The sequence below is a fragment of the Kitasatospora sp. NPDC086009 genome (assembly GCF_044540385.1).
In the GTDB taxonomy this organism is placed as follows: Bacteria; Actinomycetota; Actinomycetes; order Streptomycetales; family Streptomycetaceae; genus Kitasatospora.
Genome location: NZ_JBITSA010000003.1, coordinates 435,868 through 459,798, shown reverse-complemented (window position 1 = coordinate 459,798; position 23,931 = coordinate 435,868). Strand labels below are relative to the sequence as shown.

15 protein-coding genes are annotated in these 23,931 nt (G+C 76.4%); 9 read left to right on the top strand and 6 right to left on the bottom strand.

Annotated elements, in window-relative coordinates:
* The first annotated feature begins 63 nt into the window (after window positions 1-63).
* A complete protein-coding gene (locus ACIF6L_RS11195; RefSeq protein WP_396488011.1) occupies window positions 64-624 on the top strand; it encodes an NUDIX domain-containing protein in 561 nt (186 codons plus the stop codon).
* 28 nt (window positions 625-652) lie between these two features.
* On the opposite strand, the gene ACIF6L_RS11190 is transcribed toward ACIF6L_RS11195, so the two are convergent.
* The 3 genes from ACIF6L_RS11190 to ACIF6L_RS11180 form a co-directional block, all read right to left on the bottom strand.
* Complete coding sequence (locus tag ACIF6L_RS11190) at window positions 653-1,381, bottom strand: siderophore-interacting protein (protein WP_396488010.1); 729 nt, start codon at window positions 1,379-1,381, stop codon at window positions 653-655.
* A gap of 172 nt (window positions 1,382-1,553) precedes the next feature.
* Window positions 1,554-2,216, bottom strand: a complete 663-nt coding sequence (locus ACIF6L_RS11185) for a TetR/AcrR family transcriptional regulator (protein WP_396488009.1) — start codon at window positions 2,214-2,216, stop codon at window positions 1,554-1,556.
* A gap of 4 nt (window positions 2,217-2,220) precedes the next feature.
* Window positions 2,221-3,591, bottom strand: a complete 1,371-nt coding sequence (locus ACIF6L_RS11180) for an MFS transporter (RefSeq protein ID WP_396488008.1) — start codon at window positions 3,589-3,591, stop codon at window positions 2,221-2,223.
* 612 nt (window positions 3,592-4,203) lie between these two features.
* Here ACIF6L_RS11180 and dhbC point away from each other — a divergent pair.
* Complete coding sequence (dhbC, locus tag ACIF6L_RS11175) at window positions 4,204-5,406, top strand: isochorismate synthase DhbC (protein WP_396488193.1); 1,203 nt, start codon at window positions 4,204-4,206, stop codon at window positions 5,404-5,406.
* An 86-nt stretch (window positions 5,407-5,492) separates the two neighbouring features.
* Here the strand turns inward: dhbC and ACIF6L_RS11170 are convergent, their stop codons facing one another.
* Together ACIF6L_RS11170 and ACIF6L_RS11165 are read right to left on the bottom strand one after the other, a co-directional pair.
* The gene (locus tag ACIF6L_RS11170; protein WP_359835381.1) at window positions 5,493-5,825 is read right to left on the bottom strand and encodes a hypothetical protein; all 333 of its coding nucleotides are present in this window, start codon (window positions 5,823-5,825) and stop codon (window positions 5,493-5,495) included.
* Between the two features lie 137 nt (window positions 5,826-5,962).
* Window positions 5,963-6,160: a DUF397 domain-containing protein gene (locus ACIF6L_RS11165; RefSeq protein WP_396488006.1), complete on the bottom strand. Its 198-nt coding sequence runs from the start codon at window positions 6,158-6,160 to the stop codon at window positions 5,963-5,965.
* 316 nt (window positions 6,161-6,476) lie between these two features.
* Between ACIF6L_RS11165 and ACIF6L_RS11160 the strand changes: the two genes are divergently transcribed.
* From ACIF6L_RS11160 to ACIF6L_RS11130, 7 genes are all read left to right on the top strand, one after another.
* Complete coding sequence (locus ACIF6L_RS11160; RefSeq protein WP_396488005.1) at window positions 6,477-7,637, top strand: PQQ-dependent sugar dehydrogenase; 1,161 nt, start codon at window positions 6,477-6,479, stop codon at window positions 7,635-7,637.
* Between the two features lie 291 nt (window positions 7,638-7,928).
* Window positions 7,929-8,786, top strand: a complete 858-nt coding sequence (locus tag ACIF6L_RS11155; RefSeq protein ID WP_396488003.1) for a DUF4132 domain-containing protein — start codon at window positions 7,929-7,931, stop codon at window positions 8,784-8,786.
* Window positions 8,783-13,891, top strand: coding sequence for a hypothetical protein (locus ACIF6L_RS11150; protein ID WP_396488001.1), 5,109 nt, complete (start codon window positions 8,783-8,785; stop codon window positions 13,889-13,891). Before ACIF6L_RS11155 ends, ACIF6L_RS11150 begins: the two co-directional genes overlap by 4 nt.
* Entirely contained in the window at window positions 13,888-15,042 is a 1,155-nt protein-coding gene (locus ACIF6L_RS11145; RefSeq protein ID WP_396488000.1) for an AAA family ATPase, read from the top strand. Before ACIF6L_RS11150 ends, ACIF6L_RS11145 begins: the two co-directional genes overlap by 4 nt.
* 4 nt (window positions 15,043-15,046) lie before the next feature.
* Window positions 15,047-19,042: a DUF5682 family protein gene (locus ACIF6L_RS11140; protein ID WP_396487999.1), complete on the top strand. Its 3,996-nt coding sequence runs from the start codon at window positions 15,047-15,049 to the stop codon at window positions 19,040-19,042.
* Window positions 19,039-21,138: a hypothetical protein gene (locus tag ACIF6L_RS11135; RefSeq protein ID WP_396487997.1), complete on the top strand. Its 2,100-nt coding sequence runs from the start codon at window positions 19,039-19,041 to the stop codon at window positions 21,136-21,138. Before ACIF6L_RS11140 ends, ACIF6L_RS11135 begins: the two co-directional genes overlap by 4 nt.
* A gap of 211 nt (window positions 21,139-21,349) precedes the next feature.
* A complete protein-coding gene (locus ACIF6L_RS11130; RefSeq protein WP_380389483.1) occupies window positions 21,350-21,826 on the top strand; it encodes a MarR family winged helix-turn-helix transcriptional regulator in 477 nt (158 codons plus the stop codon).
* Window positions 21,827-21,936: 110 nt separating this feature from the next.
* Here ACIF6L_RS11130 and ACIF6L_RS11125 read toward each other — a convergent pair whose 3' ends face one another.
* A complete protein-coding gene (locus ACIF6L_RS11125; protein ID WP_396487995.1) occupies window positions 21,937-23,736 on the bottom strand; it encodes an ATP-binding protein in 1,800 nt (599 codons plus the stop codon).
* Window positions 23,737-23,931 lie beyond the last annotated feature (195 nt).

Sequence of the window (23,931 nt, the reverse complement as noted above, 5' to 3'; positions counted from 1 at the left end):
CGGCGGCGTGAGAGGGTCGAAGCGGAAGACGTGGTGGTCACGGGTGCGGAGGAGAGCCGGCCGATGACGGAGTGGAAGACGTACGGCCGGCGGCCGGTCTACGAGTCGCCCTGGGTGGAGCTGTGGCTGGACGACGTGGAGATCCCCGGGGTCGGGCGGGTCGACCACCATGTGGTGCGGATGCCGAAGGCCTGCACCACGGCGGTCGTGACCGATGACGCGGGCCGGTTCCTGCTGCTGTACCGGCACCGGTTCATCACCGGGCAGTGGGGGTGGGAGGTGCCGGCCGGGTGGGCGGAGCCGGGCGAGGAGCCGGCGGCGGCCGCCGCCCGGGAGGTCGAGGAGGAGACCGGGTGGCGACCGGGCCGGGTGGAGCCGCTGGTCGGGTTCAACGCGATGTCCGGCATCTCGACGATGCGCTTCCACGCGTTCCACATGACCGGCTGCACCCGGATCGGCGAGCCGACCGACCGGAGCGAGGCGACCCGGGTCGAGTGGGTGGCGGAGGAGGACGTGGTCGAGCTGCTGGTCGCCGGGGAGGTGCCCGAGGGGGCGTCGCTCGCGGCGCTCTCCTACTTCCTCGGGCCGTACCGCCTGGCGCGGCGGCGGCGGTCGGCCGACTGACCGCCGCCGGTCGCGACGGCCGGTGCGCTCACTCCCGGTGGTTGGCCTCGCCGTGCTTCCAGTAGCCCTTCGCGTGGACCCGGTCGCGGGGGAGGCCCAGGTCGCCGAGGAGGTGGCGGCGGAGGGTTCCGACGGCGACGGCCTCACCGGCGATCCAGGCGGAGCCGGTGGTTCCCGCAGGGCCGGCAGGGTCAGGGCCGGTCAGGACGTCGGCGGCGAGGACGGCGTCGGTGAGGAGCCGGCCCTTGGGGTGGGCGCCGTCGCGGGGGAGCCAGGTGGTGGTGAGCTCGGCGGCGGTGCCGAGCGGCAGCGCGTCGGCGCCGGTGGCGATCTCGAAGTAGGCGAAGGCCCTTACCGTGCTGGGCAGTTGATCGAGAATGGTGAGGGCGGCGGGCAGCGCGCTCTCGTCGGCGGCGAGGAGTAGCCGGGTGACGCCGTCCAGGTCGGGCCGGCGGCCGCGCGGGCCGGCGAGGACGGCCCGGTCGCCGGGCCGGGCGATGGACGCCCAGCGGGCCAGGGGTCCGTTGCCGTGCAGGACGATGTCGATGTCCACCTCGCGCTCGGCGGGTCGGTGCCGGCGGATGGTGTAGGCCCGGGACGGGCCCTCGGGGATGGCCAACTTGACCCACTGGGTGGGGTGTTCGATCCCGAGGTCGGGCAGCGTCGGGCCGCTGAAGGTGATCCGGGTGAGGGTGGAGGTCAGCGGGGTGGTGGCGATGACCTCGACGTCGTGGGCCGGGCGGGGGCGTCGGAACATGATGACTCCTGAGCGGGCCCGGAGGTGGACTCGGGCCGGGTGAAGGGGAGTTCGGTGACGGAGGGGCCGGGGCGCGCCACGGCGAACGGCCGCACGGCGGCGCGGTGCGGCAGCCGCGCGGTGGCGGGTGATGGCGGGTGGTGGTGGGTGGTGCCCGGAGTGGGCGCCCGGATCAGTGCGTGAAGCGGGCGAGCTGCCGGTCGAGCAGGGTGTCGACGAAGGCCCGGTCGAGCGGGCGGCGCAGCACCAGGGCGCGGTGGTAGAGCGGGGCGAGCAGGGCGTCCAGGAGTGCGGCGGCCTCGTCCTCGGAGGTGCCGAGGCAGGCCCGGGTGTGCGCGACGTCCCGCTCGCGGAGCGGGTCGAGGAAGCCGGTGTGCAGCAACTCCGCCGTCCGGGCGTCGAGTTGGGCGTGCCCGAGGAGGGCCTGCAGGACTTGGCCGGCCGGTTCCTCGCCGAGGAAGGCGGCGAAGCGGTGCAGGTAGACGCGCAGGTCGGCCGGGGTGGCCGGGGAGTCGGGCCAGACCAGGGCGGGACCGGAGTCCAGCGCCAGGTTGTCGAAGAGGATGTCGACCTTGGACTTCCACCAGCGGTAGATGGTCTGCTTGGCGACGCCCGCCGCCGCGGCGATGCCCTCGATGGTGAGGCCCTCGAAGCCGTGCTCGACCAGGAGGTCGTCGGCGGCGTTCAGCACGGCCAGGCGCGCGGCCTCGCTGCGGCGACCGCCGGTACTCGCGCTGCTGCTGCCGGTGGCGGGGCGGGGCTGGGCGGCGATGGCGCTGCGGTCCTCACGGGCGGGCCGCTGCGGGAGCCGGCCGGGGTGCTGGGTCGGGCCCATCCTCTCACGCCTCCTCCGCCGCGAGGGGCGTCGGCCGTGCGCGACGGCCGGTCAGGCCGGCCGCGACGCCGACGGCCAGTACCGCGACCAGCGCGCTGAAGACGACCCCTGCCGTGCGCAGGTCGGTGGCCCGGATCAGGAGGCCGACGCCCACCACCGGTACCGAGAGCATCGTGTACAGGACGGCGAAGTAGGCCGAGATCGCCTCGCCGCGCCGTCGCGGTTCGACGCCCCCGTTGATGGTGGCGAGCCCGGTGGCGACGGCGGTACCGGTGGCGAGGCCGTTGAGCACCGCGCCGAGGAGCAGCGGCGGCAGCGTCCCGGTGAGCAGCGCGGTGGCGACCAGGGCCGCCGCCACGACGAGCCCGGCGCAGGCGGCGGGCAGGGCACGGGGGCCGGGTAGCACGCGGGCGAGCACCTGGCCGGCCCCGGTGGCGACGAAGGCGAGGCCGGCGACCAGACCGGTGAGCGCGTGGTGGTGGATGCCGAGGACGGTGGCGAGGAAGAGCCCGCTGACGGAGGTGAGGACGCCGAGGGCGGCGAAGCCGGACCCGGCGGTCAGGGCGGCGCGCAGCAGGGCGGGCCGGATGGCGGTCGGGACGAGCGGCGGCTCGAAGGGCGGGGGGAGCGCGGCGCCGGTGCTCCCCGGGGCGTTTCCGGGGGTCTCGCGATGGGCCTTGCGGGAGGCCGTGCGAGGGGGCGTGTGAACGGTCGTGTGGTGGGCCTCGCGGAGGGCCTCGCGGGGTCCGCCGCCGGGCGCGCTCTCCGGGACGGCGAAGAGGCCGAGCAGGGCGACCGCGGTGAGGGCGAGCATCACCGTCCAGGGCAGCCGCAGCGGGGAGCCGGCCCATTCGGCGAGGATCCCGGAGAGCAGCGTGCCGCCGGCCAGTCCGCCCATGTTGGCGGCGAGTGCGAGGGTCTGCGCCCGCAGCCGGCGCTCCGGCGGAGCGAGGTCGAGCAGGGCCGCGGTGGCGGCGCCGGTGACCAGGGCGGCGGCGAGGCCGGACACCACCCGGGCGACGAGCAGCCAGGGCAGGGCGGAGGCGGCTTCGAAGAGTCCGGCGGCGGACGCGGCGAGGAGCAGGGCGCCGGCCATGACGGGGCGGCGGCCGATCCGGTCGGAGAGGCGGCCGAGCGTGAGCAGGCCCACGACGACTCCGGCGGCGTAGACGGCGAAGGTCACCGTGACCATCAACGGTGAGAAGCCGAAGGCCTGTTGGTAGATCGGATAGAGCGGGGTCGGGACGGTGGTGCCGGCCATGGTGACCCAGAAGGCGAGGGCGATGGCGGCCCGGGCGAGTGGAGTCGCCGGGGTGGGCGGGGCGGACGGGGCTGGGGCCGCCGCCGGGGGGCTGTCGGGGGGCGCGGAAGGCACGGATGTGCTCCTCGGGTGAGGTGAGGGGGTGAGGCCTGGTGGGGCGGGAGCTCCGCGCGGGGCGGAGTCGGCGCAGCGCGGGGCGGGCCCCGGAGGCGAACGTAGACGCAACGTTGCGTTGCGATTTGAACGTAGCACTGGACGCAACGTTGCGTCCACGCTCGATGGTGCAACACCGGTCGACCCCGGTGCGGAACGGCGGCTGCCGCCGCGAGTTGACGGACTCGCAGTTCCGCGGCGCACCCAAACGGGCGTGTTAGGTTAGCCTTGCCTAATGTTGCCGCTCAAGGGGAGCTCGGAGAGGGGGTGTCCAGGTGCGACGGCCCGAATCAGCGGGCCTGGTCGCGAACCTGCGGCCGGGAACCCCGTCCGCCCCGGCGCTCCGCCCCTGACCGGACGGAACCGGTGTCCGGACGGCGACGCCACCCGCGTCGCCCGACCGGCTCGCACGCGGCCGCCGAGGGCGGACTGCCCCGCGTCGACCGGAGGCCGAGGCGCCGGACCACCAGCGACCCTCGCACCACCCGGGCGACCCGTTCACCCGGCCCCGAACCGCCCCACCCGCCGACCATCCCGACCGGGACACCCGGCGGCCACTCGCAGACTGGGAGAATCCAGGTGACCACCGTGCACCACGCCCCCGCCGGGACGGACCCCACCGTCATCGGCGCGGCCAGCGGGCTGCTGGGCCAGTACCGGGCCGCGCCCGACGAGGCGTTCTTCGCCTCGCCGACCCGTACGCTGCTCGCCGAGGGCGTGCACGCCAGGGTGGTGCAGGACGAGCGCCCGCTGCCGGTGCGGGTCGCCGAGACACTGGCCCGGGCGCGCCGTGACGGGGTCCGGCAGCCGCTGGTGATGGGCGCGGTGGCGTTCGACCACGACAGCAGGGCCGAACTGGCCGTGCCCGCCGGGCTGCGCGTCTGCGGCGCGCTGCGGGACGACCCGCTGATCGCCCTGCCCGCCCCGGCCGCCGAGCCGGTGGAGTGGCGGGTCCGTCCGGTGCCCGAGCCCGAGGTGTACGGGGCGGGCGTCGCCGAGGCCGTCCGGCGTGTGCGGGCGGGCGAGTTGAGCAAGGTCGTGCTCGCCCGGACACTCGAGCTGAGTGCCGGTCGCCCGCTCGATCTGCCCGCGATCCTCCAGCGGCTGGCCCGCCGCGACCCGAGCGGCTACACCTTCGCGGTGCCCGCCGGGGCGGGCCGCACCCTGATCGGCGCCAGCCCCGAACTGCTGCTCTCGCGCCGCGGCACCACGGTGGTGGCGAACCCGCTGGCCGGTTCGGTGCCGCGCACCGCCGACCTGGGCGAGGACGTCCGCCGGGCCGCCGTGCTGCTGGAGTCCCCGAAGGACCTGCGCGAGCACGCCTTCGTGGTGGACGCCATCCGCGAGGCGCTGGCCCCGTACTGCCGGACGCTGCTGGTGCCGGCCGCCCCGACCCTGGTCCGGACCGCCGCCATGTGGCACCTGGCGACCACGATCACCGCCGAACTGGCCGACCCGGCCGTGTCGGCGCTGGAGTTGGCCACCGCCCTGCACCCGACCCCGGCGGTCTGCGGGTCGCCGACGCCGCCGGCGCGGCGGGCGATCGGCGAGATCGAGCCGTTCGACCGCGGACTGTACGCCGGGATGGTCGGCTGGGGCGACGCGGACGGTGACGGCGAGTGGGTGGTGACCCTGCGCTGCGCGGAGGCCGACGAGGGCACGCTGCGGGTGTTCGCCGGGGCGGGCGTCGTCGCCGAGTCCCGGCCGGAGGCCGAACTGGCCGAGACCAGCGCCAAGTTCCGCACCTTCCTGGACGCCGCGGGGGTGCCGCGGTGAGGGTCCGGGCGGCGGCTGAAGCTCGCTGTGCGGCACTCGGGTGCGGGGCCGGCCGCCGTGGTCGGCCCCGGCTGACGACCCGGGCCCTACGGCAGGTCGATCCGCTCGGTCCGGTAGGCCCCGATCACCTCGATCCCCTTGCTCCCCGTGATGCCGTCCAGCGGCAGCGACTCCGTGTACGGGGCGGTGGCGGGGAGCCCGATGCCGGACAGCGAGCCGACCACCTCGATGCCCCAGTACTCCGGCTGCGCGAGGTAGACCCGGGGCGACAGCCGGACGGTCATGTTCAGGTAGGGCTTGGTCCCGTTCACCACGAGGATGAACGTGCCCGGGACGATCCCCGGGACGGCCTTCGCCTCCTCGAAGTCGATCAGGCGCACGGATTCCGGCGCCGGCCGCTCTGCAAAGTTCTCCGCCATGGTGAACCCTTTCGTCACCGCGATGCCCTCAGGCCTTCCGACGACGCAGGCTAGCTGACGGTCGCTCACGAACGATGCCTGCCGCGCGCGTGCGAAGGCGCCCGCATGCCCGACACCCGCCCGGCGGAGCCGATCGCTCAGGAGAGCGGTGTCTCCTTGGCTGCCGCGAAGGCGACGAAGTCGGCCCAGGCGGCGGGGGAGAAGGCGGGCTGCGGCCCGTTCCGGTCCTTGGAGTCCCGGACGCGCACGGCGGTCTTCATGGCGGCGACCTCGATACAGGCGCCGCCCTCGGTGCCGCTGCAGCTGGAGGTGAACCATGCGAGCTCAGTACTCATTGCCCCTCCGCCAACGCGCCGATGAACCTCGCCGAGGCCTTGGAGTCGAAGCCCCCTGGTCCTCGACCGGCTCGGGCTCCGAGGGTAGGGCGGGTGTGAGTCGGGGTGGGGGCGAGCCATGGGAAACCGCACGTCCGGGTGAAACCGGCCGGGGTGGTGGTGTGCGCCGGGGCTTCGGCCTGGTCGGGGCGGGTGGCGTGAGTGTCGGGCGGTGGAGCGCGGGGTCGCTGTGATGAGCTGAGGGCTGCCGTGCTCTCCGCTCACGCGCGGCAGCCGTTCCGGTCCTGCTGGACCGTCCTCCTGAGGGGAGACGCTCGTGCGCAGTCGTGTCGGAGCCGGGGTGCTGGCTCTGCTCCTGGGGTCCGGTGCCGTCGCGGGCTGTTCGTCGGCGTCGGCGCCCCCGGCCACGTCGGCCGCCCCGAGCTCTGCCGCCGCCTCGGCAGTCGCCTCCCCCACCGGGTCCGCCCCGGCCACGCCCGGTGCCGCGCCGTCGGTGGCCGTCCGGGCCACGGTCACCGAGGAGTTGGCGGCGCCCTGGGGCCTGGTGGTGCTGCCCGACGGGGACCTGCTGGTTTCCGAGCGGGACGACGGACGGATCGTCCGGGTCGCGGCGAAGGACGGCGCCCGCACCGAGACCGGGACCGTCCCCGGGGTGGTCTCCGGCGGCGAGGGCGGCTTGCTGGGCCTCGCGCTGTCGCCCGGCTACGCCACCGACCACCTGGTGTACGCCTACTTCAGCACCGCCGCGGACAACCGCGTCGTCCGTCTGACGTACGACCCGACGCGGCCGCCGGAGCAGCAACTCGGCACGCCCGAGGCCCTCCTGACGGGCATCCCGCACGGGCCCCGGCACAACGGCGGGCGGATCGCCTTCGGCCCCGACGGCCTGCTCTACGTGGGCACCGGGGACAGCGGCGACACCGGGCTCGCCCAGGACAAGGGCTCGCTCGGCGGCAAGATCCTGCGGCTCGCCCCGGACGGCACCCCCGCTCCCGGCAACCCCTTCCCCGGCTCGCCCGTGTACTCCTATGGCCACCGCAATGTGCAGGGGCTCACCTGGGATCCCCAAGGGCGGCTCTGGGCCTCGGAGTTCGGCCAGGACACCTGGGACGAGCTGAACCTGATCAAGGCCGGCGGCAACTACGGCTGGCCGGTGGTCGAGGGCACCGGGAACCGCCCCGACTTCATCGACCCGGTGGCCCAGTGGCATACCGCCGACGCGTCCCCGAGCGGTATCGCCTACGCCGACGGCGCCGTCTGGATCGCCGCGCTGCGGGGCGCCCGGCTCTGGCGCGTCCCGCTCGACGGTGACCGCGCGTCGGGGGCGCCGGAGGCGTTCCTCGACGACGCCTACGGGCGGCTGCGCACGGTGGTCGCGGACCGGGACGGCACGCTGTTGCTGGTCACCAACAACACCGACGGCCGCGGGGACTCGCGCTCCGGCGACGACCGGATCCTGCGCCTGACCGTCTCCTAGCGGCGCGGCCGGTCCCCGCGGTCCCGGCCACTTCTGACATGCCCGGATCGAGTGCGCGGTCCGCCGACCGGTCGGCGTGGTGAGCTCGCAGATCGCCTGTACTGTCAGGGAGTTGGGACCCCGCCGGGCCGTCGGCCGGGATGGCGGCCGCGTCGTCGTCCCGCTGATCGTTCACTCGTTCGATGGGTTTGAAGCGGCTGGTCCGCAGGAGCGGCCCCCCGGCGGCCGCGTTGTCAGTGTGTCCCGTTACGTTCCTCCCATCGCAGACCAGCAGCTGGGAGGAGAGCGGCCGTGACGTGGGTGGAAGCGGGGACGGGCGGCTATCAAGTCGCGCTCGACGCGGAGGGCAGGGTGGTGTGCCGCAACGCGGCCGGCCGCCCGTTGAAGTCCCTTCCGTCGAAGCTGAACGACGATCCGGTGGTCACCGGGTTCAAGCAGCTCACCGAGTGGCTCGCCGCGCACCGGCGCGGCTGCCTGGAGGACGTCGAGCGGTGGATGGTCCGCTCGCTGCCCGTCCCCGCCGCGGTCCTGGTCGCGGTCTGGCCGGACGAGGCCTGGCAGGAGGTCCTGCGCGACCTGGTGGTGACGGGCGCGGACGGCGAGGTCGCCGGGTTCCTGCGCGGCGCCGACGCCGAACGCGGCCTCGGGCTCGTCGACCTCGACGGGGACACCGTGCGCCTCACCGACGGCGAGATCCTGATACCCCACCCCGTCCTCCTGGAGGACTTGGACGAGCTGCGCGAGTTCGCCGTCGAGCTCGGGGTCTCCCAGCAGGTGCAGCAGCTGTACCGGGAGGTCTGGCACCGCCCGGCGGAGGCCGCGTCCGGTACCGAGGTCACCAGCTACGCCGGCGGCCGCTACAAGGCCCTGCGCGACCTGCTCGGCCGCTGCGCCCGGCTCGGCTACCGGGTGCGCGGCGGCTACGCCGTGCTGCCCGTGGTCGAGGGCGGCCGCGCGCTGGAGGCCCGCGTCTGGGTCGGGGACTACTACGAGTACGACGAGTGCGAGACCGGCGCGCTCAGCTGGGCCGGCCCGGACGGCACGATCCTGCCGGCGGCCGAGGTCGGGCCGGTCGCCTGGTCCGAGGGCATGCGGATGGCCGCCGCGCTGTACGCCGGCCGCACGATCGAAGGGGAGGAGCCCGCATGAGCACCACCGAACTGCACGAGCGCCTGCTGGATGCCGGAGCGGTCCTCCCGGCGGGCACGCTGCCCGGCGCCGGGCAGCCCGACAGTGCCGCCGACGTCCTCACCGCCCGCAGCTACGCCCACCCGGCGCTCGACGGGCGCCGGATCGTCCGGCTCGTCCCGGGCGCGCTCGGGCCCGCCGAGGACCTGGCGGTCGACTTCCTCGGCCTGAAGCCGGCGGCGGAGCCGGCCGAGGTCGGCCAGGTCCGCCAGGAGGCGCTGGGCTTCCCCGCCTGGGCGCTGGTCCACGACCCGGCGAACGGCCACCACGCGCTCGCCCTGGTCAAGGAGATGGAGCGGCTCGCCCGGCAGGCGAAGTCCAAGCCCGGCCACGCCAAGGACGGCTTCGACGAGCTCGCCGTGCGCCTCGGCCGCGCGGTGCCGCACTTCCTGCCGACCTACTGCGAGGAGGTCGGCAGGATCTTCGTCGAACAGGGCAACCAGACCTACGCCGGCACCTTCTTCGGCAAGGCCCGCGAGGCCGAGCGCACCCACAGCCTCGCCGTGGACGAGGAGCGGCTGCGCGCCGTCTTCCTGGAGTTCGCGCTGGCCGGCGCGCTCACCGTCAAGGCGCTGCGCCAGTACGTGAAGGAGCTGAGCGGCCGGCTCGACCCGCTGACCGCCTGGCAGCGCTTCCGCCAGCTCTGCACCGAGCGCTCGGCCGCCGGCATGGCCCCCTACGCGGGGATCGCCGAGGACGCCCGCGCCCTGATCCGGGCCGCCGGGCTCGACCGCACCGAGCACGAGCAGGCCCTGCTCGCCGAGCTGCTCGCCTCCCCCGCCGTCAACCGCGCGCCCGGCGCCTTCTGGAAGTCCTGGCACGGCGCCGTCATCGAGCTGGCCCGGCGTGACGAGGGCGTCCGCGCCCGGCTGCTGGAGATCATGCCCGACCCGGCCGGGGTCTCCGACCAGAGCGCCCAGGACGCCTCCTGGCTCGCCGTGCTCGCCGAGAGCGGCGCCGAGCAGCTGCTGACCGGCCTGCCCGCCGGCGGCGCGGCGGGCCGGGCCGGGACCACCCCGGCCGCTGCCGTCTGGTTGCAGCGCTGGGTGGGCCACATCGGCCGGGGCTGGCGCAACAACGGGCTCAACGCCGAGACCGTCGCGCTGGCCGCCCGGATGACCGGGCGGCTGCGAGCCGACGGCATCCCGGTCGACCTCTTCACCGGGACGCGGCGCAGCCCCCACCAGATCGAGCTGCTCGACCTGCTGCTCGCCGAGGGCGTCCCGGTCGCCGACCCGGCCGACGGGCAGAGCCTCGGCCTCGGCGACTGGGTGCGCGAGTCCGGGCCCGGCGGCCGCACCCTCGCCGCGGTCGCCGCCGACCCGCGGTTCCGCGCCCTGCTGCGCTCCGGCGTGCCCAACAGCTGGACGGCCGCCGCGCACAAGCAGCTGGCCGCCCTCCCGGTCCTGCGCGAGCTGTTCGTCGAGTGGTCCGACGCCCGGGCCGACGAACTCCTCGCCGCGCGCGGCCTGGCGAGCGCGGCCGAACTGCTGAAGGACCTGCGGAGCAGCCGCGGCGCGATCCGCACCGAGAACCCGGCCGCCGCCGAGCGGATCGCCGGCCTCGACGTCACCGGACTGCTCGCCCGCACGCTGCGCACCGGCATCCTCGACGAGCTCGGCTGGCCCGCGCTGGAGGAGGCACTCGTCCGGCTCGGCATCGAGGCGGGCGAGGCACCGGGCGGCCCCGAGGGCAGGGAACTACCCGACGGCCTCTGCGTCGAGGAGGCCTGGCCGCAGCTGGTCCTGGAGCTCGGGAACCGCGTCGTGGTGGTCGGTCCGCAGGGCATCCTGCTGGAGCACACCCTGCGCATCCCCGACAAGCTGGAGCGCTGGCAGCGGCCCCGGCTGCGCTTCGTCGACGGCGAGCTGCTGGTCGCCTGGTACCGGGAGAACAAGCAGTACGCCTACTGGTCCGGCCGCCCCACCGAGACCTTCGAACTGGGCGGGGAGACCATCGTCCGCTACTACGGCGGCCAGGACGACCCGGAGATCCCGTCGATCCCGCTGTCCGGCGGGGGCCGGACCACCGGCGAGCGCCCGCTGCACGTCGGTGACACCCGGATGCCCGCCGAGGCGCGGGTGATCGGCGACGGCACCGGTCACTGGACGGTCCGCCCGAGCCGGTCCGGTGACGTCCTCACCGAACTGGACGCGGCCACCGGCGCCCTGGGCCGCGCCGCCGAACCGCCCAGGATCGCCGCCACCGCGGCGGCCGGCCGGCTCGACCTCGACCGCACGTCGCTGCTGCCGATGCAGCCCGGTCTGGAGGCCACCCCGCTCGGCACCGACGGCGTCGTGCTCGGCAGCTGGGTCCGGGTCGACGGGGCCAAGGTCACCACCGGCACCGCTGACGGCACCACCCTCACCCTGGCCGGAAAGGGCCGGCGCGCCGATCGGTTCCCGCTCGGGCGGCTCGGCCTGCCCGGTGACGCCCACCCGCTGGTCGTCGAGGAGCGCGGCGGCGATCTCGGCCTCGCCCTGCCGGACGCCGACGGCAGCGGCGCCGACACCAGCACCGACCTGCAGACCTGCCGGCCCGGCGGTCTGGCGGCCGCCGGTACCGCGTTCGTCCCCCCGCTCGCCCACTGGCACGCCCTGCGGCCGCGCGACGAGGCGGGCTCGCTGGTCCTGCGCGGTCTGACCGACGAGCAGGCCGCCCGGTTGATCGACGCCGCCTGGCCGACGGACGCCGAACCGCCCGCGGAGGCCGAGCAGCGCTGGCTCACCGTCCAGGGCGTGCGGCGCCCGCTGGCGGTGGGCAAGGCCGCCCGGCAGTCCGTGCCGGTCGAGGCCGTCGGCGCCGTGCTGCCCGGCGTCGGCCACCCGCTGCTGCGGGCCGGCGTCGCCGGCCTCGCCCGGTCCGCCGCCGAACTGCTCGACCTCGCCGCCCGGTTCGTCCCGCAGCCCGAGGCCGAGGCCCGCCCCAAGCCCGGCACCGCCCGGGCGGGCGCCGCCTACCGGCCCGAGCACGGGCGTGACCAGGATCTGCGCGAGGCGGTGGAGATCCTGCTGCCCGACACGTCGGGCTTCGGCCGCTCCTGGGAGCACGGGGACCACTGGCGGGTGCTCGGCAACCTGCGCACCGTCCTCGGCGTCCTCACCGGGCCACCGGCCGTGGCGCCCGGTACCGAGGGCTGGTCCGCCCCGCTCCGGGTCGAGCTGGAGGGGGACGACAACCACCACGGCTGGCTGAGCCTCCTCGGTCACCTCGGCACCCTCGCCTACGCCGCGGCCGCCCCGCTCACCGGCGCGGCCGAGCGGTCGGCGCTCGCCCTGCTGCTGACCGAGCTCACCCGCGGCCTGCTCGCCGACCGCGGCGCCACCCTGCGCGAGGTGGTGCTGACCGAGCCGCTCGCCGACTTCGTCGACCCGGACGGCACCAGCCGCAAGCACCCGTCCCGGGCCGGCCAGGTGTTCCGGCACGGGGAGCGGACGGTCGTCGTCCTCGGCTGCCGCCACCACCGCGAGGACCGGGTGAACTGGCTCGCCGTCGACCACGACCCGAGCGGCGCCTTCGGGCCGGTCGCCCACTTCGGCACCGCCGGGGAGCGCAACACCGAGGAGGTCGTCACCGCCGACTGGACGGCGCGGTTCACCGCCCTGCTCGCCCTGCACGGCGGGTTCGTCCGGGAGGCCGGGCAGGCCGCCGCCTTCGGTGCGGCGACCGGCATCGGCGCCACCCGGGCCGCCCTGCTGCTCAGCCCCACCAACACCCTGTTCGGGTGGTACGGCACCGTGCTCCCCGCCGACCGGCTCAAGGAGTACGGTCTCAAGTCGGCCGAGGCCAAGGCTGCCCGGGACTGGCTGCGCGGTCGCGACCGGGCCGGCCTCCGCGCCGTCTGGACGGCGCTCCTGCCCGCCGACCCGAAGGCGCTCTGGACGGACGGCCCCGACACCGCGGCCGGAGCCGAGCGGTGGACGGAGCGGTTCGGACGGCTCGTCACCCTGCCCGAGGAGGCCCAGGCCACCGTCAACGGTGCCGGGATCAACCACATCGAAGAGGTCCTCAACCCGACCCGGACGCCCTGGCTCAACCGCACCACCGGCTACCGGGTGCGGGCCACCCAGGACGGCGGGCCGGTCCAGCTGGTCGCCGACGACCCGCACGCCCTGCCCGGCGACACCGGTCTGGGCGGGTCCGTCGACGCCCTGCGCTGGCTCGCCTACCACCTGCCCGCCGACAGCCCGCTGCGCCCGCTACTGCCGCAGGCCGCCGCGGCGCTGCGGGCCCGGCTGGCCGACCCGGAGCTGCTGCTGAACTACGACCTGCACCGCACCGCCAAGGGCGAGAAGCTGTCGCCGGTGCTGCGCACCCGCTTCGGGCTGCCGACCGAGGGCGGGGCCGACGCCGACGGTCTGGTCCGCTGCGGGGAGGCCCTCGTGCTCGCCCCTGGCCGCACCGAGGACGAGCAGGTCTGGCTGCGCCCGGCCGGGCTCACCGGCGGGGACGATCCGGTGCTGGAGCTGCTGGCCGGGCTCGTCGACGGCTACTGGTTCACCAGTCAGCGCCCCGCCCTGGCGGCCATCCTGGACGGCGAGCTGGAGCGTCTGGTGGCCCCGCCGGAGCTCGCCCCCGACCCGGCGCCGACCGGTGCCGGGGAGGAGGCCCGCTGGGCGCAGAACCCGCAGCTCAGCGTCGGCCCGCTGGTCGCCGAGGTGGCCGCCGCCCACGGCCTCGGCGCGGACGCCGCCGCGCTCTACCTCCAACTGCTCGCGCTGCCCGACCCGACCGACCGCAACGTCGCGCGCTGGACGGGCTGGAAGCCCGCCCGGCTGAAGCGGGCCCGGGCCGAACTCGCCGCCACCGACCTGGTGCTGGAGGCCAAGCGGGCCCGGGCCGGCCGCGGCCTCTTCCTGCCCGGCGGCTGGCAGGAGGCCAAGGCCCCCGGCCTCCCGGCGGAGACCTGGAAGGCCGGCCTGTACGAACTGCCCACCCACCACGCCGTACTGCCGCGGCTGTCCGTCCCGGAGCTGTTCGCCCGGGCCTGGCAGCGGATCGGCGACGGGGACGTCCCCGGATACGAAGAGCTCCGTACCGGCAAGCGCAGGAAGGCCCGCCGATGACCACCGCCCCGAGGGACCAGTCCGCCGATCCGACGGCTCGGCAGATCGTCCCGCCCGAGGAGAGGTACGCCGCCGAACTGGAGTTCCTGGCGGCCCACGACACCGGCCCGCGCCCGCCCGGCTGGCGGCTCACCCCGCGCGCCGTGGTCACCTTCGTGATGGGCAGCGGCGGCGAGAAGCTCAAGGCCGGGCGGAAGAGCCTGGCCGTCGAGCAGAAGTTCGTCGGCGAGCGGGCGCTGGTCGAGCGCTGCGTGGTCACCCTCGCCGGGGAGCGCGGTCTGCTGCTCGTCGGCGAACCGGGTACCGCGAAGTCGATGCTCTCCGAACTGCTCGCCGCCGCGGTCTGCGGCACCAGCGCGCTCACCGTCCAGGGCACCGCCGGTACCACCGAGGACCAGCTGAAGTACGGGTGGAACTACGCCCTGCTGCTGGCCAAGGGCCCCAGCCGGGACGCCCTGGTGCCCTCGCCGGTGCTCACCGCGATGACCACCGGAGCCGTCGCCCGGGTCGAGGAGGTCACCCGCTGCCTGCCCGAGGTGCAGGACGCCCTGGTCTCGCTGCTCTCCGAACGGCGCATCGCGGTACCCGAGTTGGCGGGCAGCCCGGACGGCCAGCTGCACGCCGCGGCCGGCTTCACCCTGATCGCCACCGCGAACCTGCGGGACAAGGGCGTCAGCGAGATGTCCGCCGCCCTCAAGCGGCGGTTCAACTTCGAGACGGTCGGCCCGATCGGCAGCCTCGCGGCGGAGGTCGAGCTGGTCCGTCGGCAGTCCACCGCTGCGGTCGCCCGGGCCGGTGCCGCGTACGCGGTGGACGACGCCGTGCTGGAGGCACTCGTCACCGCCTTCCGGGACTTGCGCACCGGCCGCTCCACCGAGGGCTGGGACGTCGAGCGCCCGTCCACCGTGATGAGCACCGCCGAGGCCGTCTCGGTGGCCACCGCGCTGGGCGTCTGCGCCGCCTATCTGCCCGACGGCGGAGACCTCCTCGGCCGGCTGCCGGGGCAGCTGATCGGCGTCGTCCGCAAGGACGACCCGGCCGACGCCGCCCGGCTGCTCGGCTACTGGGACGGCCCGGTCCGGCGCCGTGCCGAACAGGGCGCGGCCACCTGGCGGATGCTCTGGGACCTGCGTTCGGCCCTGGAGGCGTGAGGCGATGACGACGAGCAGCGCGGTGACCGGACTCTCCGGAGCCGGAGGAGCGGGCCCTCGCGGCCCCGGCACGCCCGGGGACCACGACGACCCGCGCGGGGTGGTCGAGGCGGAGGCGGCGCGATTGGCCGCCTCGGGGGCAGGCCGTCCGGGGCCGTTCCTGATCGGGGTGCGGCACCACGCCCCCTCGCTCAGCGCGGTGGTGCCCGCGCTGCTCGACGCGGCCCGGCCCGAGGTGGTCCTGGTCGAGCTGCCCACCGAGTTCCAGCCCTGGCTGGACTGGCTGGCCGACGAGTCCACCCGGGCGCCGGTCGCCCTCGCGGCCGCCCCGGACGGCTCCGGGGACGGTCCGGGCGAGGGGCCCGCCGGGCTCGCCTTCTACCCGTTCGCGGACTTCTCCCCGGAGCTGGCCGCGCTGCGGTGGGCCCGTCGCAACGGCGTCCCGGCCCTCACCTGCGACCTGCCGCTCGCCCGGCGGGCCGAGGCCCGCCGGGCGAGCGGGGACACCGCACACGACGGCCGCCCCGGCGTCGCCGCCGCGCTGCGGCACCGGCTCACCGGGCGGGACGACGACGATGACCTCTGGGACCGCCTGGTCGAGACCGCCGCCCCCGGGTCCACCCCGGAGGCCGTCCGCCGCGCCGCGCTGCTGGTCGGCTGGGCGATGCGCCGCGACGCGGCGGACGGCGCCGGCGTCGACCCGTACGACCTGCGACGCGAGGCCTGGATGCGTGCGCGGATCCGGGCCGCCGGGGCCGACGGGCGCCGGGTCGCCGCCGTCATCGGGGCGTTCCACGCGCCCGCGCTGCTCGACGACGCGGCGGCCGCCGGGCCCGACCCCGACGGCGGCGGGGACGACGGCCACGCGGAGAACGGCGGCCACGTCGTCTCGCTGATCCCCTACACCTACCCCCTGCTCGACGCCCGGTCCGGGTATCCGGCAGGCATCCGTGACCCCGAGTGGCAGCACACGGTGCTCGACGCGGGCGGCGATCTGGAGCGGCTCGCCGACGCCCTGACCGGCACCGCGGTGCAGATCTGCCAGGCCCTGCGCACCCAGGACCACCCGTCGGGTCCGGCCGACGCCCGCGAGATCGTCCGGCTCGCCGGGGACCTCGCCCGGCTGCGCGGGCTGGCCGCCCCCGGCCGGGGCGAACTGGTCGAAGCCGTGCAGACCGTCCTCGCCCAGGGGGAGCCGCTCGGCCGCGGCCGGGCCGTCGCCCGCGCGCTGGAGCGCGTCCTGGTCGGCACCCGGACCGGCCGGGCCGCGCCCGGCGCCCCGCGCAGCGGCCTGGCACCCGCCGTCGAAGCGGCCTTCACCGAGCTCGGCCTCCCCGGGCCGGGCGACTCCGCCAAGACCGCCCCGCGGGAACTCCGGCTGGACCCGCTGCGCTCGGCCCTCGACCGCCGCCGCGACCTGCTCCTGCACCGCCTCACCGCCTGCGGCGTCCCCTACGGCGAACCGGTGGCCGGGGTGGGCGCGGGCGGCACCGAGACCCTCGGCGCCCGCTGGCGCGTGCAGTGGAGCCCGACCGTCGCCGCGATGCTGACGGTCGCCGGCACCCGTGGCGTCACCCCGGCCCAGGCGGCCGAGGGGGCGCTGCGGGAGCGGCTGCGCCGCGAGCAGCAGGCCGACGGTCCGACCGCCCGCGAGGTGGTCCAGGGCCTCGCCGACGCCGCCGCCTGCGGACTGCCGGCGCTCGCCGACACCCGCCTCGCCCAGCTCACCGCCGTCCTCCCGCAGAGCGGGACGCTCCCCGAACTCCTGGACGCACTGGCCCTGCTGGACCGCCTCGCCGCCGGTCACATCCCGGGCCTCGCCCCCGAGGCGCGGCGGGACTCCTCCGCACCGGGGACCGCGGACCGGACGGAGCCGGCCGCGCCGCCCGGGGAGCGGGCCGGGCCGATCGAGCCCGGCGGCCGGGCCGTCGCGCTCGCTTCGGCCGCGGAGCTGCTGACCGACGCGGCGGTGCGCCAACTGGAGGGGCTGGGCGGGTCCGACGACCCCGCCGATGCCCGGGCCCTGGTGGAGCTGGCCCGCCGGGCCGACCTGTCCGGCGGCGTGCGGCTCGCCCACACGCTGACCGAACTCGCCGACGGCGGGAGCCCGTTGGTCCGGGGAGCGGCCGGGGCCGTGCGGGTCCTGCTCGGGCAGGACGGACCGAGCGCGTTCGGTGGCCGCGCGGCCTCCTGGGTCGACGGAGCCACCGACACCGGGACTCGTCATGCCCTCGGCCGATCGCTGGTCGGTCTGCTGACGGCGGCGGAGGGGCTCTTCTCCACCGCGCCAGAGGCGCTCGAACCGGTGCTGGAGCGGGTCACCGCCCTGTCCGACACGGCGTTCCTGGACCGGCTGCCCGCACTGCGCGGCGGCTTCGACACCCTCGCCCCGGCCGCCCGGGACCGGTTGCTGGCACTGGTCGAGGAGCGGCTGGGCAGCCGTCTGCAGGCCCTGCCGGACGCCGTTCCGCCGGCGCTGCTCGCCGCCTGGGCCCGCGCGGACCTCGCCGCCCGGGCCGCCCTGGAACGACGCGGGCTGCTCCCGGAGCGACCCACCGCCCCGATGGCCGAGCCGACTACCGGACCGCTGGCCGCACCCGGGCGCTCCGACCGGCCGGCGGACGAGCTCGTCGGCGGGTCCGCCGGCGATGTTCCCGCGACGGCCGGTGGCCCGACGGCCGAGCCGACACCCGGGCGGTTCGCGGCAGCCGAGCATCCCGGCCGGACGGCTCACCTCGCCGTGGCCGCCGACGACGGACACCCCGCCCCCGGGCAGGCCGTCCAGCCCTTCCACGGCCCGGGAACGGATGCCGGGCCGGCTCCGGGGCCCGCTGCGCACGTCCCCGCTCCCGCGTCCGCCGGGCAGGGGCTCGCGCCGGCCGAGCGGTGGCGGCTGTTGCTCGGGCGGCCGGGGGGCGGAGGCCTCGGGGGGCGTGCGGCCAGGCTCGCGACCGCGCTCGACGAGCTGTACGGCACCGGGCACGGGGAGGGGTCCGGGCCCGGGCTGGACGGTCGGGGCGGGGCGGGCGGCAACCGGGGCGGCCGTGAGGCCCCGTACCCGGGCGTGCGCGAGTGGTCCGAGGAGCTGACCGCGCTGTTCGGGCCGGGCATCCGCGAAGAGGTGCTCGCCGCCGCCGTGGGGCAGGGCCGGGCCGACGCGCTGGACGCGATCGACCCGGGTGCCGTCCGCCCCTCCGTCGACCTGCTCCGGACCGTGCTGGAGCACGCCGGTGGCCTGCCGGAGGCGCGGATCGCCGGGCTGCGTCCACTGGTGCGGCGCCTGGTGTCCGAGCTCACCCGGGAGCTGGCGACCAGGCTCCGACCGGCGCTCACCGGGATCAGCGTGCCGCGGCCGAGCCGCCGGCCCGGCGGCGGGCTCGACCTCCACCGGACGATCCGGGCGAACCTCGCCACCGCGCGCCCGGCCCGGCCGGGGGATCCGGAGGCGGGCACGGTGATCGTCCCGGAACGGCCGGTCTTCCGGACCAGGGCCCGACTGGCGGCCGACTGGCGGCTGATCCTGGTGGTGGACGTGTCCGGGTCGATGGAGGCGTCCACGGTCTGGGCGGCGCTGACCGCCTCGATCCTGGCCGGGGTGCCCTCGCTGAGCACCCACTTCGTCGCCTTCTCCACCGAGGTCGTCGACCTGACCGAGCGGGTGGAGGACCCGCTCGGCCTGCTCCTGGAGGTCCGGATCGGCGGCGGCACCCACATCGCCACCGGGCTGAAGTACGCACGCGAGCTGGTGACCGTGCCGTCCCGGACGCTGGTCGCGGTGATCAGCGACTTCGAGGAGGGCGGACCGATCGGCGGGCTGCTGACGCAGACCCGCGCGCTGGTCGACTCCGGCTGTCACGTGCTCGGCTGCGCCGCGCTCGACGACACCGGGACGGCGCGTTACTCGAAGGCGGTCGCGAGCCAGCTGGTCGCGGCCGGAATGCCGGTGGCGGCGCTGAGCCCGCTCGAACTGGCCCGCTGGGTGGGGGAGAAGGTCCGATGACAGAGCAGCAGAGCGTGCCGTCCGGCGGGGCCTGGCCGGCCGTCCGGCCGGAGGTGGTCGCCGAAGTGGTGGCGGGGCTGTCGGCCCGCCTGCAGAAGCGGCTGGACGGCGCGGCCGCCAAGCTGGCGGAGCGCCCGGTGCGCCGGGACGGCGACGAGTGGCGGATCGAGGTGGACGAGGAGACCGCCCTCGTCCTGCACGCGCCCGGCGGGGTGGTCCGGGGGCAGGCCGATGTGCGCTGCGGCTGCCTGCTGGCGCCGGCCTGCGTGCACCGGGCGGCGGCGGTCACGGTCTGCCGGATCGCCGACGCGGACACCGAACCGGGCCCGGACACCGAACCGGAACCGGCCTCGGAGTCGGGCCCGGAGCTGGCCTCGGAGCCGGGCTCGGGGTCGGGCACCGAACCGGACCCGGTCGGCGGCACGCCCGGCGGACCCCGCACCGCTCCCGATGCCGCTCCCGACGACGCCTCCGGCGGTTCGCTCACGGCGGCCGAGCAGGCCGCCGTCCACCACCTGCACCGCGCCGCCGCGGCCGTGCTGGCGGCCGGGGTGGGCGGAGCCGGCGCCGTGCTCCAGGCGGAGCTGCTGCGGGCGGCCCACCGGGCGCGGCTGAACGGGTTCCACCGGCCGGCCGCGGCAGCGGTCGCGGTGGTGAGCCGGCTCCGGGCCGCCCGCTCGGGCGAGCCGGACCACCGGCTCGCGCTCCTGGTCGCCGGCCTGCGCGAGCTGCTCGACCTGACCACGACCCTGACCACGACCTTGTCCCCGACCCTGACCACGACCTTGTCCCCGACCCTGACCACGACCCTGCCCCCAACCGTGGCCACGACCGTGGCCACGGCCCTGACCTCGGCGCGAACCGCGGCCCCGGGTACGGGGCACGGCGATCTTGCCGCCCTGCGCGGCACCGCCCGTCAGGTCTACCGGGAGGCGGGCGGGCTGCGGCTGTACGGGCTGTTCGCCGAACCGGTCCTGACCGCCACCCACGCGGGCGTGCTCACCTGGGCGGTGGATGCCACCGGCGTGCTGAGCACCGTCGCCGAGGTGATGCCGCACGCCGACCCGACGACGGCCGCCCCGCAGGCGGTCGGTGCGGGGAACCGGGCGGTCCGGTTGGGTGACGCCCTGCTCAGTCACCGCGAGTTCAGCCGGGCGGGGCTGGCCGTCCAGGGGGCGACGCGGTCCGCCAACGGTCGGCTCGGCGCGGGCAGTTCGGTGCGAGCGGTGCGGGCCGGGGGAGTGGCGTGGACGGCGGACCCGGTCGCCGGGCTCTGGACGGAGCCCCCGGCCGTCCAGGTGGAGCGGGCCCTGGCAGCGGCGGCGCTGCCGTACGAGGGCCGGCCGGCCGGGAGCGACCTGCTGTTCCTGGACGTCACGCTGCTCGGCGCCGCCCCGTACGGGTCGGGCGGCGTGCCCGAGCTGCTGGCCGACTGCGGCGGGCTGGTGGTCGCGCTGCGCGCGGCGCACGACCACCCCGGGCTGGCGTTCCGGGGCAACCTGGCGCTGCTCGCCACCGCGCCGGGCCTGCGGCTGCGGGTGATCGGCCGGCTGGAGCGGGCCGAGCACCCGGAGCTGCGGCTGCTCGCGGTGGGTACGCCACCGGCCGGACCCGAGCCGGGGGAGCCGGCCCTCGCGCTGCCCGCCGATCGGGCGGCGCGGGTCAATCTGGGCCTGGAGCGGTTGCAGACCGCCGATCTCACCCTCGGCGCCGCGTCCAGCACCTCCGCTCCCGTCGAGGTCCCGAGCAGTGCGGCCGGACCGGTCGGGCCCGCGGCTCCGGTCCATCTGCTGGTGCGCCGGGTGGAGCAGGCGGTGACCGGCGGGCGGCAGGGGCTCGCGCTCGGCGCTGGGGCGGCGGACACCGGCCGGTCGGAGCTGCGCGCGGCCGGTCTGGCCACGGGGGCGGCCCTGCTCGACGCGCTCCGCGCGGCGGCGGCGGACCAGCCCCGCGACGTGTTCGGCAGGGTGGTGGCGGACGACCATGCCGCGTTCACCTCCGCCTGGCTGGCGGCGGCCTGCTACGGCGAGGAGTTGGCCTCGGCGCTCTGCGCGGGTGGCTGGCAAGGGCAGGATCCGGTCAAGGCCGGGTCATAAGAAAGTATTTGCACAGGCAGGTAAAGCGCGTCGAATGGCATACTGGGGGGCGGGAAGACGTTCGACCGGTCGTACTACCGTCGACCGGGTCCGGGCAAGTGACCGGCCGGCGGGCCGACCGGGCCACGGGGCCGGTCCGGGTTCGAGCCCGGGTTCGTGCACGAGCTCGGGCCGGGGTCCGGGCCGGAACAGGGAAAGCGAAGGGCGAGCCATGGGTATCCACGACGATGCTGCCGAGATCCGCGCGTGCGGCTGGCGTACGCTCGCCGCTCTGCACGGCCTCATCGACGCCGCGCTGGAGAAGGCGCTCCAGAGCGAGCACCAGCTCTCGGTGGTCGAGTACACGGTGCTGGACGCGCTCTCGCGGCAGGACGGCTGGCACATGCGGATGCAGCAGCTGGCCCGGGCCGCGGCCCTGAGCAGCAGCGCGACCACCCGCCTGGTGACCCGCCTGGAGGACCGCGGCCTGCTCAGCCGCTTCCTCTGCGTGGACGATCGGCGCGGCATCTACACCGAGCTGACCCCACAGGGCCGCCAGCTGCTCGAAGCCGCCCGGCCGGTGCACGACGCCACCCTGGAGGCGACGCTCGCCAAGGCCACCGACGCGCCGGAGCTGGCCCCGTTGGTGCGGGCCCTGGAGGAGCTCAAGCTCACCCCGGCGGCGGCCGCCGTCCCGGCCGCCGTCTGACCGCGACCGGTACGGCCGACGTCGGCGCCGAAGCCGGTACCGATACCGGCACCGGCGCGCGGCCGAGAACCCGACCCGGCCGCCGCCGGAGCGGTGGCCGGGGTGCCGGGTCACACCTCGTCCGGCCTCTGTTGCGCGGGGCCGGTCTTGCGGACCCGCCGGGGGAGGACGGGCGGGACGCGGGGGTGCCCTTCGAGTCCGTGGTCCGACGGGACCTCCTGGACGCCCTCGTGCGTACGCGTGGCGGGGTCGGCCGGGTGGCTCTCCACCACGCCGTCCCACAGGGCGTCCCGAGGGTTCGCGTACCGCGGTCCGGCGGACGCCTCCCCGGCTACCGCGCCGCCGTCCGAAGGGGCGCGGTCGGAAGGGGCTCCGGCCGAAGGCGCGTCGTTCGGGCGGGCACCCTCCGGAGGAGCGCCCTCCGGAACACCGGCGTCCGCACCCCCGCCCGAGGCCGCGCCGAACGGGTCGTCGTCCTGCCAGGGCGACGAAGCCCGCGACGGTGAGGCCGGCGACGCCTGCGAAGGCGACGGGGCCTGCGGCGCCGACGGCTGCCACGACGAGGCCCGGGGGACGACCACCGCGTCGGGCAGCCCGGGGATCGGCGAGCCGGCCGCCGGGGGAGCCGGGGGCGCGCCCGCGGTCAGCTCCTCCGGGGCCTCCGGCTCCTCGCCCGACCCGCCGTCCCCGTTCCCGCCGTCCCCGCTCCGATCGGCCTCCGCCACCACCGGCGGCCGGGTCACCCGGGCGCCGGGCGGCAGGCCGGCCACGGACGGGGTCTGTTCCATCCGCTCCAGCAGCGCCGACGGCAGCAGCACCACGGCCCGCGTCCCCCCGAAGGGGGAGGACCGCAGGGTGACCTGGATGTGGTGCCGGGAGGCCAGCCTGGCCACCACGAAGAGGCCGAGCCGCAGGTCGTCCCCGAGCGCGGAGACGTCCAGCTCGGGCGGGTCGGCCAGGTAGGCGTTGAGCTGCTCGTACTCGTCCCGGCACATCCCGAGGCCGCGGTCCTCGACCTCGACGGCCAGCCCCCGGGGGACTTCCTGCGCGGAGACCTGCACCTTGGTGTAGGGCGGGGAGAAGGTGGTGCCGTTCTCGATCAGCTCGGCGATCAGATGGATGACGTCGGCGACGGCCTGGCCGCCGAGCGCGACGCGCGGGATGCCCTGCACGACCACCCGGGAGTAGTTCTCCGTCTCCGAGACGGCGCTGCGCAGCACGTTGACGACCGGGACGGCGTTGCGCCAGCGCCGGGCGGGCAGCGCGCCGCCGAGGATGACCAGGTTCTCGGCGTTGCGCCGCATCCGGGTGGCGAGGTGGTCGACCGCGAACAGCTCGCGCAGCAGCCCGGGGTCCTCGTGCTCGCGCTCCAGCGCGTCCAGCATGCTGATCTGGCGGTGGAGCAGGATCTGGGTGCGGCGGGCGATGTTGAGGAAGACCTTCTTGGTGCCCTCCCGCCCCTGGGCCTGGTGCACGATGGCGGTGAGCGCGGCGGTGCGGACGGCGGAGAGCCCCTCGGCGGTCTGGTGGAGTTCGTCGCCGAGGCGCCGGGCGGGGATCCAGGCGGGCGGTGGCGGGACGGATTCGCCGGCCCGGAGCCGGCCGACCACCTGGGGGATCTCGTGCCGGGCGATCGAGAGGGTGTCGGCCCGCAGGTCGCGCAGCCGGGCGGACACCGACCGGGCCAGCCGGATGCCGCGGGTCAGGCTCCAGAGCAGCACGACGGCGACGGCCGCGCTGACGACCGCCAGGGCGGTCCGGTGGCCGGTGCCGCGCAGCAGGGAGAGGGCGTAGCCCCAGGTGGCGGCGAGGCCGAGGCAGGGGACCAGCACGAGGGCGAGGAGAGAGCGGCGGAGCGAGCCGGACCGGCCGGCGCGGTGGCCCGTGCGCGGGGCCGATATGCCTGGCATCTGATTCCTTGGTGCTGGGCCAACGGCGGGTCTGCCCGTGTGCGGTCCGGCCGGGGTCTCGGAGCCGCCACGGCCGGCGGGCCCGGAGGGGGTCGGACGAGGTGGCGTGGTACCACCGTCCGAGCGGGTGCAGCACGGCCGCCGACTTCGGGCACGCTATCAGCCCCGGGAGGCCCTGTCGCAACATCAACTGAC